The organism is Nonomuraea sp. NPDC050536, from assembly GCF_044457685.1.
Lineage (GTDB): Bacteria > Actinomycetota > Actinomycetes > Streptosporangiales > Streptosporangiaceae > Nonomuraea.
Genome location: NZ_JBITHD010000016.1, coordinates 163606 through 175961, shown reverse-complemented (window position 1 = coordinate 175961; position 12356 = coordinate 163606). Strand labels below are relative to the sequence as shown.

At 69.9% G+C, this 12356-nt stretch carries 11 protein-coding genes; 6 read left to right on the top strand and 5 right to left on the bottom strand.

All coding sequences use genetic code 11. The features are described from left to right. The first annotated feature begins 9 nt into the window (after positions 1 to 9). From dnaJ to ACIBHX_RS36740, 4 genes are all read left to right on the top strand, one after another. The gene (gene dnaJ, locus ACIBHX_RS36755; protein WP_397072041.1) at positions 10 to 1185 is read left to right on the top strand and encodes a molecular chaperone DnaJ; all 1176 of its coding nucleotides are present in this window, start codon (positions 10 to 12) and stop codon (positions 1183 to 1185) included. A 4-nt stretch (positions 1186 to 1189) separates the two neighbouring features. Beyond that, positions 1190 to 1540, top strand: a complete 351-nt coding sequence (locus ACIBHX_RS36750; protein ID WP_397072040.1) for a heat shock protein transcriptional repressor HspR — start codon at positions 1190 to 1192, stop codon at positions 1538 to 1540. Positions 1541 to 1545: 5 nt separating this feature from the next. Next, entirely contained in the window at positions 1546 to 4119 is a 2574-nt protein-coding gene (clpB, locus tag ACIBHX_RS36745) for an ATP-dependent chaperone ClpB (protein WP_397072039.1), read from the top strand. A gap of 161 nt (positions 4120 to 4280) precedes the next feature. Then, positions 4281 to 4979: a hypothetical protein gene (locus ACIBHX_RS36740; protein WP_397072038.1), complete on the top strand. Its 699-nt coding sequence runs from the start codon at positions 4281 to 4283 to the stop codon at positions 4977 to 4979. A gap of 106 nt (positions 4980 to 5085) precedes the next feature. Here ACIBHX_RS36740 and ACIBHX_RS36735 read toward each other — a convergent pair whose 3' ends face one another. Next, on the bottom strand, positions 5086 to 5616 hold the full coding sequence (locus ACIBHX_RS36735) for a hypothetical protein (protein ID WP_397072037.1): 531 nt from the start codon (positions 5614 to 5616) through the stop codon (positions 5086 to 5088). Between the two features lie 162 nt (positions 5617 to 5778). Between ACIBHX_RS36735 and ACIBHX_RS36730 the strand changes: the two genes are divergently transcribed. Continuing rightward, a complete protein-coding gene (locus ACIBHX_RS36730) occupies positions 5779 to 6114 on the top strand; it encodes a hypothetical protein (RefSeq protein ID WP_397072036.1) in 336 nt (111 codons plus the stop codon). Positions 6115 to 6123: 9 nt separating this feature from the next. Here the strand turns inward: ACIBHX_RS36730 and ACIBHX_RS36725 are convergent, their stop codons facing one another. The 4 genes from ACIBHX_RS36725 to ACIBHX_RS36710 all read right to left on the bottom strand — a co-directional run bounded on the left by ACIBHX_RS36725 (position 6124) and on the right by ACIBHX_RS36710 (position 10606). Beyond that, entirely contained in the window at positions 6124 to 6798 is a 675-nt protein-coding gene (locus ACIBHX_RS36725) for a TetR family transcriptional regulator (protein ID WP_397072120.1), read from the bottom strand. Positions 6799 to 6890: 92 nt separating this feature from the next. After that, positions 6891 to 8594 (bottom strand): SDR family oxidoreductase, encoded by a 1704-nt coding sequence (locus tag ACIBHX_RS36720; protein ID WP_397072035.1) that lies wholly within the window; start codon positions 8592 to 8594, stop codon positions 6891 to 6893. A 41-nt stretch (positions 8595 to 8635) separates the two neighbouring features. Further along, on the bottom strand, positions 8636 to 9715 hold the full coding sequence (locus ACIBHX_RS36715) for a CapA family protein (RefSeq protein ID WP_397072034.1): 1080 nt from the start codon (positions 9713 to 9715) through the stop codon (positions 8636 to 8638). 60 nt (positions 9716 to 9775) lie between these two features. Further along, positions 9776 to 10606 carry a helix-turn-helix transcriptional regulator gene (locus ACIBHX_RS36710; RefSeq protein WP_397072033.1) on the bottom strand — a complete coding sequence of 277 codons (831 nt, stop codon included), beginning with the start codon at positions 10604 to 10606 and terminating at the stop codon, positions 9776 to 9778. Positions 10607 to 10709: 103 nt separating this feature from the next. On the opposite strand from ACIBHX_RS36710, the gene ACIBHX_RS36705 reads away from it, so the two are divergent. Beyond that, positions 10710 to 12095, top strand: coding sequence for an MFS transporter (locus tag ACIBHX_RS36705; RefSeq protein WP_397072032.1), 1386 nt, complete (start codon positions 10710 to 10712; stop codon positions 12093 to 12095). Positions 12096 to 12356: the final 261 nt, after the last annotated feature.

The following is a 12356-nucleotide window of genomic DNA, read 5'->3' as shown; positions in this document are numbered from 1 at the left end:
GGGCCATAGATGAGCACCAAGGACTACCTGGAGAAGGACTACTACGCCGTCCTTGGTGTGCCCAAGACCGCCACCGCCGAAGAGATCAAGAAGGCGTACCGGAAGCTGGCCAGGCAGTACCACCCGGACACGAACCCGGGTGACACCGCCAAGGAGACCAAGTTCAAAGAGGTCTCCGAGGCCTACGACGTCCTGTCCGACAGCAAGCGCCGCAAGGAGTACGACGAGGCGCGCACCCTGTTCGGCTCGGGCGTCGGAGGCCAGCGGCCCGGCGGTGGCGGATTCCCGTTCGACTTCGGCGACCTGTTCGGCGGTACGGCGGGCCAGCAGAGCAGCGGGGGCGCGGGAGAGCGCCTCGGCGACCTGTTCGGCGGCCTGTTCAACCGCGGCCAGACCCGTACCACCGGCGCGACCACCAGGCCGCGCCGCGGGCAGGACATCGAGTCCGAGGTCACGCTCAACTTCACCGAGGCGGTCGAGGGCAGCACGGTGTCGCTCAGGCTGACCAGCTCCGCCGCCTGCACCGGGTGCAGCGGCACCGGCGCCAAGGCGGGCACGACCCCCAGGGTCTGTCCCACCTGTGAGGGCACCGGGGCGGCCAGCCGTAACCTGGGCAACTTCGCCTTCTCCGAGCCGTGCCGCGACTGCAAGGGTCGCGGGCTGATCGTGGACGACCCCTGCCCCGTGTGCGAGGGCAGCGGCCGGGCCAAGAGCACCCGCACCATCCAGGCGCGGATCCCGGCCGGCGTGGCCGACGGCCAGCGCGTCAAGCTGAAGGCCAAGGGCGCGCCTGGCGAGAACGGCGGCCCGGCGGGCGACCTGTACATCCAGACGCACGTCAAGGCGCATGCCGTGTTCGGCAGGTCGGGCGAGAACCTGACCATCACCGTGCCGGTCACGTTCACCGAGGCCGCGCTCGGGGCCGAGATCAAGGTCCCGACGCTCAAGGGCATGCCGGTGACGCTGCGGATCCCGGCGGGCACGCCCAACGGGCGCACGTTCCGTATCCGCGGCAGGGGTGTCACCCGCAAGGACGGCACCAAGGGTGACCTGCTGGCCAGTGTCGAGGTCGTCGTGCCCAAGACGCTGGACGACAAGTCACGCGAGCTCCTGTCGGAGTTCAACACCGCGGCCGCGGGAGAGGACCCGCGGGCGGAACTCATCCAGCGAGCCAGAAGCGAGTAAGCCGATGGACGCCAACTATTTCGACCTCTCAGATGAGACCCCCGTCTACGTGATCTCGGTGGCCGCGCAGCTGTCGGGTCTGCACCCGCAGACCCTGCGGCAGTACGACCGCCTCGGCCTGGTCTCCCCCGGCCGGACCGCGGGGCGGGGGCGCCTGTACTCGACGCGCGACATCATCATGCTCCGCGAGGTCCAGCGCCTGTCCCAGGAGGAGGGCATCAACCTGGCAGGCATCAAGCGGATCCTCGAACTCGAGAACGAATCCCTGAGGCTGCGTGAGGAGGTCCACCGACTCAGGGCCGAGATGCGGATGGTGAGGGCGCTCATTCGTTACGAGCTTCCACCGGGGGCCTAGAACATATGGACACAAAGCTCACCCAGAAGAGCCAGGAGGCTCTCTCGGGGGCCATGCGGCGTGCCGCCGCGGAGGGCAACCCCGAGATCGCCCCGGCCCATCTGCTTACCACGCTGCTCTCCCAGACGGGCGGCACCGCCGTACCTCTGCTGGAGGCCGTCGGCGCCGACTGGAAAACGCTACGCGCGCACACCGAGGAGCTGCTCGCGCAGCTGCCGAAGGCACAGGGGGCCACGGTCAGCGCGCCGTCGAGCTCGCGGCAGCTGCTGACCGTGATCAACACGGCGGCGCAGCGGGCACAGCGGCTGGAGGACGACTACGTCTCCACCGAGCACCTGCTGGTGGGTCTGGCCACCGACGGAGGTCAGGTGGCGGAGCTGCTCAAGCAGCAGGGGGCCACGCCGCAGGCGCTGCTCGACGCGTTCGAGAGGGTGCGCGGCCACGCCCGCGTCACCAGCGAGACGCCCGAGGACACCTATCAGGCGCTGGAGAAGTACGGCGTCGACCTGACCGAGCTGGCCCGCGCGGGCAAGCTCGACCCGGTCATCGGCCGTGACTCCGAGATCCGCCGGGTCGTCCAGGTGCTGTCACGCAGGACCAAGAACAACCCGGTGCTCATCGGCGAGCCCGGCGTCGGCAAGACCGCCGTCGTCGAGGGGCTGGCGCAGCGGATCGTGGCGGGCGACGTGCCCGAGTCGCTGAAGAACAAGCGCCTGATCAGCCTGGACCTCGGGGCGATGGTCGCGGGCGCCAAGTACCGCGGCGAGTTCGAGGAGCGGCTCAAGGCCGTGCTGTCCGAGATCAAGGAGAGCGACGGCCAGGTCGTCACCTTCATCGACGAGCTGCACACGGTCGTCGGCGCGGGAGCCGCCGAGGGCGCGATGGACGCGGGCAACATGCTCAAGCCGATGCTGGCCCGCGGCGAGCTGCGCATGATCGGCGCGACCACGCTGGACGAGTACCGCGAGCGCATCGAGAAGGACCCCGCCCTTGAGCGGCGCTTCCAGCAGGTCTACGTGGGCGAGCCCACGGTCGAGGACACCATCGCGATCCTGCGCGGGCTGAAGGGCCGCTACGAGGCCCACCACCAGGTGCAGATCGCCGACAGCGCGCTGGTGGCGGCCGCCGCGCTGTCCGACCGCTACATCACCAGCCGTTTCCTGCCCGACAAGGCCATCGACCTGGTCGACGAGGCCGCCTCGCGGCTGCGCATGGAGATCGACTCGCGTCCCGTCGAGATCGACCAGCTCCAGCGCAACGTCGACCGGATGAAGATGGAGGAGCTGGCGCTCTCCAAGGAGACCGACGACGCCTCCGTGCAGCGCCTCGAGCGCCTGCGCAAGGAACTGGCCGACCGCCAGGAGGAGCTCAACGCCCTCGTCGGCCGGTGGGAGCAGGAGAAGGCCGGGCTCAACAAGGTCGGTGAGCTGAAGAAGCAGCTCGACCAGGCCCGCGGCGAGGCCGAGCGCGCCCAGCGTGACGGCGACTTCGAGGCCGCCTCCAGGCTCATGTACGCCGACGTGCCCCGGCTGGAGCAGGCGCTGCGCGAGGCCTCGGCCGCCGAGCAGCCCGCCAACGCCATGGTCAAGGAGGAGGTCGGCGCCGACGATATCGCCGAGGTCATCTCCTCCTGGACGGGCATCCCCGCGGGACGCCTGCTCGAGGCCGAGACGGCCAAGCTGCTGCGGATGGAGGAGGAGCTGGGCCGGCGCCTCATCGGCCAGTCCCAGGCCGTCCAGGCCGTCTCCGACGCCGTACGGCGCAGCCGCGCCGGCATCGCCGACCCCGACAGGCCGACCGGGTCGTTCGTGTTCCTCGGCCCCACGGGTGTGGGCAAGACCGAGCTGGCCAAGGCGCTGGCGGAGTTCCTGTTCGACGACGAGCGGGCGATGACCCGCATCGACATGAGCGAGTACTCCGAGAAGCACAGCGTCGCCAGGCTGGTCGGCGCCCCGCCCGGCTACGTGGGCTACGAGGAGGGCGGCCAGCTGACCGAGGCGGTGCGCCGCCGGCCGTACACCGTGGTGCTGCTCGACGAGGTGGAGAAGGCGCACCCCGAGGTCTTCGACATCCTCCTGCAGGTGCTGGACGACGGGCGGCTGACGGACGGTCAGGGGCGGACCGTGGACTTCCGCAACACGATCCTGATCCTGACCTCCAACATCGGCTCGCAGTTCCTGGTCGATCCCAAGCTGGAGAACGGCGCCAAGCGCGAGGCCGTGATGGCCGCGGTGCGGACCTCGTTCAAGCCGGAGTTCCTCAACCGGCTCGACGACGTGATCCTCTTCGACGCGCTCGGCACCGAGGAGCTGGAGCGGATCGTCGACCTGCAGGTGCGGCGCCTGGCCGACCGGCTGGCCGACAGGAGGCTGACGCTCCAGGTCACGCCGGCCGCCCGCGACTGGCTGGCCATGACGGGCTACGACCCGATGTACGGCGCGCGGCCGCTGCGCCGCCTGGTCCAGTCGGCCATCGGCGACAAGCTGGCCAAGGCGGTCCTGTCGGGCGAGGTCGTGGACGGCGACGAGGTCAAGGTGGATCTCGGCGACGACGAGCTCACGATCGAGCGCGCAGCCTGACCTGTCGTTTCCCCGTGCCCCGGCGGATCTTCGGACCGCCGGGGCACGCGCGCGCCAGGGCAAAGGAAGGCTCACCGTTCGGGCAAGCGGCATGTCGCGCCCTGAGCGGCTGACTAGCTTCAGCGTTCGTCGGATCACGAAAACGATCAGGGGGACGTGAAGTGTCATCTCGGAATATCCGGTGCATCCTTGCGCTGGCCGCTCTGACCGCGGGGGTGAGCTGGCTGGCGACGGGTCCCGCGTCCGCTGACGCGTGCCGGAGCAAGGTCCTTCCGGCCGACGTCTCCTCTGTCTGCGGGGAGCTCACCAGCATCCACGCCGACACCACCTACGGGGACAGGCTGGCCACCAGGCCGGGTGGCGCCGCCGCGACCGCCGACCAGGTGGCCAGGCGGCTGCACCTGCAGGGCCTCAACCAGGCCACCGCGGTGCTGAGCGTGGCCGATGTGGGCGGCGTGGCGGCCGCCTCGGGGATGCCCGCGCTGCCCATGACCAAGCCGGGCAGGGCAGGACTTCCCAACGTGTCGAGCCTGCTGCCCGCGGCGCCTGACGTGCCCGGGCTGCCCGCGATGCCCGCCAGGCTCGCCGCGGCCGGCAAGCCGGGTCTGCCTGCGGTCGGGGCTGCGGAGCTGCCCGGCAGGCTCGCGATCGACGAGCTGCCGGACGCCACCGGCGTGATCGGCGGCAAGGCGCCCCTCTCGCTGCCCGAGCCGGTCAACACGGTCAAGAGCCGCGTCACCCAGACGCTGCCTCAGGCGCCCAAGGCGCTCGACGGCATCAAGACCACGGTGCCCGTGCCCGGTGGCAAGCCCGCCTCCGGCATCGTCGACAGGCTGCTCGGGGGCCTGCACCTGCACTGAGCGATCGCATCCGCGGGCGCGGCGCGCCATCCGCCCGCGGATCTTCCAGTCGAAAGGGCCGCGACCGGCAGGTCGCGGCCCTTTCGACGTCCCGAGCGGCCCGTGGTCACGAGACCAGCGCGTCGAGCTCGTCCTCCGGCAAGCCGAGATCGACCCGGATGCGGTAGCGGGTGCGCAGCAGGGCCAGGTGCTCGGGATCGTCCTCGTCGCAGGCCAGGACGGCCTGCGTCGCCCACTCGTGGCCGGCCGGCAGATCGCCGTAGGCGACGAGCGTCTCGGCGATCGTGTGCGCGGTCGCGGGCCTGATGTCGCCCTCGGCGCGGATCGTCTCGATGACCTCCCGCGCCTCGTCAGGGCGCTCCAGCTCGAACAGCGTGTCGGCGATGCCGGCCCGCGGATCGATGCCGGCCTCGCCGCCGTCCTCCACTGCGCGCTGGAAGCAGTCCATGGCGCGCGCGGGCTGTCCGGCCGCCCTCCACTCCTCGGCGGCCAGCACCAGAATGGATGCCCTGGAGACGTCACCCGACGAGTAGCCGGAGGCGACCTCGTCCAGCCGCCGCGCCAGCGAACTGTGGTCATCTGCCAGAAGTGCCTGCTCGAGCAGGCGATCAAGGTGCTCACGGGTAACATGCGCCACACCGCGAGACTACCGAGCCTGGTACGGCTTTGCCCGGCCAATGCACATCGCCGATCCCGCACGGGTTTGGCAACGTTTCGCACAAGGCTGGTCACACACCGCGTGTCTGTGCAGGGCCGGGGGCATATAGGCCTCGCGCGACGGCGACGGGAGGGGTATGTGATGGGCAGGCACATGACCTTCACGCTGGCGTGCGTTGTGGCGCTGTCGGCCGTTGTCCCGGGGGTGGCGGGCTATCTCTCGGCCCGGTTCGAGGCCGTCGAGGCGGCCGAGCGGAGCCTGCACGCCACCGAGATGCGGCTGAACGCCCGGATGGCCCGCGAGAGCCGGCACGCGCGGCCGGTGTCGTTCCCCGCGCCGTGCGAGCAGTCGACGATCTCCGGTCAGGTGCCGCAGACCCTGTTCGCGCAGAGCCCCGAGACCAAGCAGCATCGCAAGCACGAGCGCCTGCCCGTCGCGCCGCCGCCCGCCTGGCTGCAGAACAGCACGGCCGACTGACGGCCCGGGCTAGGCGCCCCTGGGCGACCAGGAACGCAGCTGGCGCGACAGGAAGCCCCTGATCAGTTGCTTGGCCGCCTCGATGATCTCGGGCGAGCCGTCGGGGTTGTGGCGGAAGGCCAGCTTGAGCACCGCGTCGCCGGCCTCGACCGCCACCAGGACCGCCACGTCGAGCTCTTGGCTGTCGGCCAGCCCGAACTCCTTCAGCAGCAGCCCGCGCAGCCGCCCGGCGATGACCGTGTTGTTGTCGGAGTAGGAGTCGAGCAGGTTGAGGTCGACCACGTCCCCGAAGTGCAGGCTACGGAACCCGGGAACCGAGCGGTGCATGTCGACGTACTCGTCGATGATCGCGTCGACCGCCTCCCACCAGCCGCGGTAGTCCTCCTTCAGGAACCTGGCGCCCACCCTGGAGACGAACTGCTCCACGTTGCGCCTGGTCAGCTCCTGGGTGATGGCCCGCTTGTCGGGGAAGAACTGGTAGACCGACCCGATGGCCACACCGGCCCGGTCGGCGATGCGGGTGGTGGACAGCGCCTCGTAGCCGATCTCGTCGAGCAGCTCGGCGCAGGCGTCGAGCATCCGCTCGACCCGGCGCGCGCTGCGGCGCTGCGTAGGCTGCCGCCGGAGCGGCTTCGACTGCGCACAATCGTATTCGTCGTCAGTCTGCGGGGAGGACACGAGCATCATCTTCCCCCCAAATGCGCGATCGTTACCTTCCAATTTCCGGATTTCTTACCGCGCCGATATGCCGGTCCATCCGGTAATGCCCGCATTTATCACCGGCGGATAGTACCGGTCAGCCGCGCGAAGGCGCGCATCGCGCCCGGCGAGAGCCGCGACAGCGCGTATCCCACCTGAGCTTCCAGGTTGACCGGCACGACGGCCTCATTACGATGTACGGCCCGCAGCACGTGAGCCGCCACCCGCTCGGGCGGATACCCGCGCATCGCCAGCCCGCGCACGGCCGCCTCCCGCACCTCCGCGCCGCGGTAGGTGGCGTTGCGCGCGATCGCGGTGGAGACGAATCCCGGGCAGATGACGGTGACTCCGATGCCCTGACCTGCCAGGTCGGCCCGCAGGCACTCGCTGAGCATCTTCACCGCCGCCTTGGAGGCGGAGTAGGCGGGCAGTGGCCGCGACGGGGTGAAGGCGGCCATCGAGGCGATGTTGACGATGTGGCCGCCCTCGCCTCGCTCGACCATCTGGGCGGCGAACAACCGGCAGCCGTGGATGACGCCCCACAGGTTCACGTCGAGCGTTCTGCGCCAGTCTTCGAGCGAGTGGTCGAGAAAACCACCGGCAATCGCGATTCCCGCATTGTTCACGACAATGTCTGGCGCCCCATGATTTTTCGCGATATTTCCTGCAAAAGTCTCCATCTGATCGGCGGACGACACGTCCACCTCGACGGCGTGAGCCGTACCGGCGAAATCCTTGACGATCTCGTCGGCGGTCCTGGCGGCAGCGGCGGGATCCAGGTCGGCGCAGACCACCTCGGCCCCGTGCGCCGCGAACGCCCGAGCCGTGGCCCGCCCGATCCCGCTGCCCGCGCCGGTGACCACCACCAGCCGGTCCTCGAAGGCCTTACTACCCTCGGCGACGCGGGCCCTGCGCAGCCCCCTGGCGGCCGGGGCGCCCTCCAGGTGGTCGGCGAACTCGGCGACCATCCGGGCGACCACCCCTGGGTGGCTGCGCTGCGCCCAGTGCCCGGCGGGCACCCGGCGGTGCCAGAAGCGCGGGACCCACTGCCCCACGGAGGCCAGCAGCGCGGGCGCGACGAAGATGTCCCGGGTGGTCTCGATGAGCTGCACGGGCACGTCCACGTTGGGGTCGCCGGGCACGCGCATCCGGTTCATCATGTTGGCCCGGTACAGCCACAGCCCGTTGCGGCCGTCCCTGACCAGGGTGTCGGCGGGGTGGCCGGGGCGGGGCTCGATGCCCTCGCCGTGCATCGTCCTGGCCAGCGCCGCGGGCATCAGCCTGCGCCAGGCCAGCTCCGGCAGCACCGGGGTCTGGAAAGCGCCGATATACCAGGATCGGGTCAGCTGGCTCAGGACCTCGCGCCGCTTGCCGTACCGCATGAAGGCGGCGGCCTGGTCCAGGCCTGGGCCGCCGAAGCTGGTGAAGGAGGCCACCCGCGCGCGCACGCGCGGCCGGGTGACGGCCTCCCAGCACTGCAGCGAGCCCCAGTCGTGGCCGACCAGGTGCACCCGCGGCTTGCCGATCGCCTCCAGGACCGCGACGAGGTCCGCGGCCAGGTGGTCGAAGTCGTAGTCGTGGTGGTCGCGCGGGGCGGTCGAGCGGCCCGCGCCGCGCACGTCGTAGCGGACCACGTGGAAGCGTTCGCGCAGGATCTCGGCCACCTCGTCCCAGACGCGGTGGGTGTCGGGATAGCCGTGCACGAGCAGGATGGTCGGATTGCCGGGATCGCCTTCCTCGAAGAGCGCCAGCCGTACGTCCCCCGACTCGATCAAGCGCATCGCGGCCTCCTATTGGACGGTGCGTCCAAATATAGGTCGCGTCAGGGCTTGGCGGCCAGCCCGCTGCACGGGCGCAGCGCCCGCCACTCGGCCACGGCCTGGGTCCCGGCGGATCCGGTCAGCGGGATCGGCAGGCCGCCCTGGATCTCGGCCGGTGTCCAGCTGTCCTTGAGCACCTTGCGACCCTTGATGGTGAGTGTAAGCACGCCCGTTCTGCCGGTGGTGCCGCGGCTGGAGTTGTAGAAGACGAAGTTGCCCAGGCCGTAGCTGACGTAGGCGCTGTCGAGGTAGCCCGCGCCTAACAGGATGTGCGCGTGGCCGCCGACCACGACGTCGGCGCCGGCCTTGACCAGCTTGGGGGCCAGCCCGAGCTGGGCCTGGTTCGGGCATTTCTGCAGCTCGGTGCCCCAGTGCAGGTGGACGATCACGGTGTCGGCGCTCTTGCGGGCCTGCTGTACGGCCTGCAGCAGGCGCTCCTCGTTCTTGGCCGAGGCGAGGCCGGGCTTGCCGGGGCCCGCTGTCCACGTCTGGACGAACTCCGCGTCCATCACCTGGGTGGCCCCGATGATCGCCACCCGGTTGCCGTTGACGGTTCTGGTGAACGGCTTGTAGGCGGCGTCCTCGTCCTTGCCGATGCCCACCACCGGGAACTTCGTCCGCTTGATCGCGGCCAGCGAGTCGGCCAGCCCGCCCTGCATGTAGTCCATGCCGTGGTTGTTGGCCATCGACGCCACGTCCACCCCGGCGCCCTTCAGCGCGGCGAACGCGGTGGCCGGCGCACGGAAGGTGAACTTCTTGCCCGGCGCGGGCGTGCCGCCCTCGGTGATCGCGGTCTCCAGGTTGACCATCGCCAGGTCGGACTTGCGTAACACCTGCGCGATCGGCCCCAGCGCGGTCGCCGGATCGCCCAGCCGCCCGCGCAGCGACCCCTCGAAGTGCACGTCACCGCCGAAGGAGATGGTGTACGGCCGGCGCTCCTGGGCGGGCTTCTGGCTGGGTTTCCGCGCCGGCGAGGTCGCGGCCAGTTGCTCCTTCTTCGGCGTCTCGGAGCTGGCCGTGGTGCACCCGGTGAGCGCGACGACGGCGGAAGCCAGCACCGGGAGCGGACGGGGGACTCTCATCTGGCGCCGCTTCCACTCGATCCTGCGATTCAGGAAACGAGCATGCCACGAAATGACCGTTTAGGTGTGGTCCATCACCCATCGGAGGGCTGTCCGGGTCTCGTCGTTCACGGGGCTATAAACGATCATTCGGGTGTCCGGTGCCGCCGACCAGTTGAAGCTGGTCGTGGCGAAGCACAGCTCGCCGACCACGTCGTGCTTGTAGATCTTCACCCGAGGCGCGGGATCGGCCACGTCCTGTCTGGCCCAGAGCCGGGCGAACTCCGGGCTGGCCGCGCAGAGCCTGCGCACGAAGTCCTGCCAGCACGGGTCGGAGGCGTACCGGCTGTAGGCGCCGCGGAAGACGGCCACCGCGCGCGGCAGTTCCTGCTCGCGGTTGACCAGCGTGGCGCGCCAGGTCGGCTGGACGAAGGTCTGCCACATCGTGTTGCGCTCGTCGCCCTCGGCATCCACCACTTCGGGGAAGACCGCGGCGTAGGCCGCGTTCCAGGCCAGCACGTCGTAGCGGCTGGTGGAGATCACCGCGGGCATGTCGTCGAGCTGGTCGAGGATCTGCTGCACCGCCGTGGTCACCCGCTCGCCGTCGCGCGCCGGGCGGACCTCGGACTGGCCCGCCAGACGGTAGAGGTGCTGGCGCTCGGCGTTGTCCAGCCGCAACGTGCGCGCGATGGCGTCGAGCACCTGCGTGCTGGCATTGATCGGGCGCCCCTGCTCCAGCCACGTGTACCAGGTGACGCCGACCCCCGCCAGCTGCGCGACCTCCTCGCGGCGCAGACCGGGCGTGCGCCTGCGCGGCCCGGGGGCCAGGTCGACCATCTCGGGGGTGATGCGTTCCCGGCGGGTGCGCAGGAAGGCCGCCAGGTCGGAGCGCTTGTCTGCTGTCACGGTCACCCCTTCACTATGGAGGCAGGGGAAGGAGGGCATCCAGGTGGTGCTAATACCAGGATAACTGGGCACTCGTTACTGGTACCAGGATGGCGGCATCCTTTATGACATGACCGTTACCGCCGATCTGACCACCCAGCCGGAAAGGACCAGGTCCAGCGGACTGCTTCTCGCGATCATCCTCGTCGGGCAGTTCCTGGCCATTCTCAACGTCAACATCGTCAACGTGGCCACGCCCACCATCGAGGCCGACCTGCACTCGTCGGGCGCCGGGCTGCAGATGATCGTGGCCGGATACACCATTGTCTATGCCGTCCTTTTGATCACCGGAGCCAGGGTCGGGGACCTGTTCGGCTACCGCCGGGCGTTCCTGATCGGACTGGCCCTGTTCAACTTGACCACCTTGGGCGCCGGGCTGGCGCCGAACACCGGCTCGCTGGTCGCCTTCCGCTTCGCGCAGGGCGCCGGGGCCGCGATGATGATGCCCCAGGTGATGACGCTGATCCAGCGCAACTACACCGGCGCCGCCCGCGGGCGGGCGCTCGGCCTGTGGTCGGCGGTGGTCAGCGGCGGGATCGTGGTCGGGCAGGCGCTCGGCGGGATCCTGCTGGGACTCGGCGCCGGATGGCGGATCGTGTTCCTGGTTCTGGTCCCCATCGGAGTGGTGCTGTGGATCGCCGGGATCCGCGTGCTGCCCGCCGACCACGGCGGCGGCAAGGCCGGGTTGGACCCGTGGGGACTTGTCAGCCTGTCCGCCGCGGTGTTGCTGCTGGTCGTTCCCCTGGTGCTGGGGCGGGATCTGCACTGGCCGGCGTGGGGCTGGGCTTCGATGGCGTTGAGCGTGGTGGCGTTCGGGGCCTTCGTCCGCGTCGAGCGGTGGGTGACCTCCCGGGGCGGGCGGCCGCTGGTGGACGCCAGGGTGCTGCGGGCGCCCGGCATGCGGCCCGGGTTGATGGTGCTGCTGTTCGGGCCCGCCACCTGGGGTGCGTTCCTGTTCACCTCGGCGCTGCACCTGCAGGGCGAACTGCACCTGACGCCGCTGGCCTCGGGCATGATGCTGGTCCCCTGCGCGCTGGCCTTCGCCGTCGTCGGGCTCGGGTGGCCGCGGCTTCCCCCCAAGCTGCAGCGCTCGCTGGTGCCCTACGGGTACGTGGTGGCCGCGCCCGCCTACTTCGGACTGGGGCTCGCCTCGGGGGGTGGCGTGCCGTACGCCATCCTGAGCGCGCTCATCGGGGCGGGGCTCGGCGTGCAGATCGCGGTGACGAACATGGCGACGCAGCAGGTCGAGTCGCAGTACGCGGCGGACGCCAGCGGCGCGCTGCTGACCGTGATGCAGCTCGGCCAGGTCATCGGAGTGGCCACCGTGGGAACGCTGTTCATCTCGCTGAGCTCGGCGCACGTCGGCTCGGCCTCGATGAGCACGGCGTCGGCGCTGGCTCTGCTCGCGGTGCTGGCCGGCATCAGCGCGATCTTCCTGGTCCGCCAGCGAGCCTGAGATAACTTGAATGACTGCTTAAGTTGAATTATTCAAGTTGAACAACGGCCACGGCGTCGCCCAGGGACTCAGCCTCGCATAAAAAGGCATTTCAGCACGTCATGCCAACTCTTTGTCGCGGAGATTTCACTCTTCGTGTGGCATGAAGCAGGCGTCGTGGAAATCTTTCAGCTCGGGCGGTCACGCCCGCATGAAAAGACACCCCGCCGGATCATCTTGATCATCACGGCGCCGGGTGCCAGGATGAGAACCCTTCGACGC

Bases quoted from the DNA above. Each gene is read 5' to 3' on its own strand.
- ACIBHX_RS36715 (WP_397072034.1), bottom strand. From the start codon at position 9,715: ATGAGAGTCCCCCGTCCGCTCCCGGTGCTGGCTTCCGCCGTCGTCGCG.
- ACIBHX_RS36730 (WP_397072036.1), top strand. From the start codon at position 5,779: ATGGGCAGGCACATGACCTTCACGCTGGCGTGCGTTGTGGCGCTGTCG.
- ACIBHX_RS36725 (WP_397072120.1), bottom strand. From the start codon at position 6,798: ATGCTCGTGTCCTCCCCGCAGACTGACGACGAATACGATTGTGCGCAG.
- ACIBHX_RS36705 (WP_397072032.1), top strand. From the start codon at position 10,710: ATGACCGTTACCGCCGATCTGACCACCCAGCCGGAAAGGACCAGGTCC.
- clpB (WP_397072039.1), top strand. From the start codon at position 1,546: ATGGACACAAAGCTCACCCAGAAGAGCCAGGAGGCTCTCTCGGGGGCC.
- dnaJ (WP_397072041.1), top strand. From the start codon at position 10: ATGAGCACCAAGGACTACCTGGAGAAGGACTACTACGCCGTCCTTGGT.
- ACIBHX_RS36750 (WP_397072040.1), top strand. From the start codon at position 1,190: ATGGACGCCAACTATTTCGACCTCTCAGATGAGACCCCCGTCTACGTG.
- ACIBHX_RS36720 (WP_397072035.1), bottom strand. From the start codon at position 8,594: ATGCGCTTGATCGAGTCGGGGGACGTACGGCTGGCGCTCTTCGAGGAA.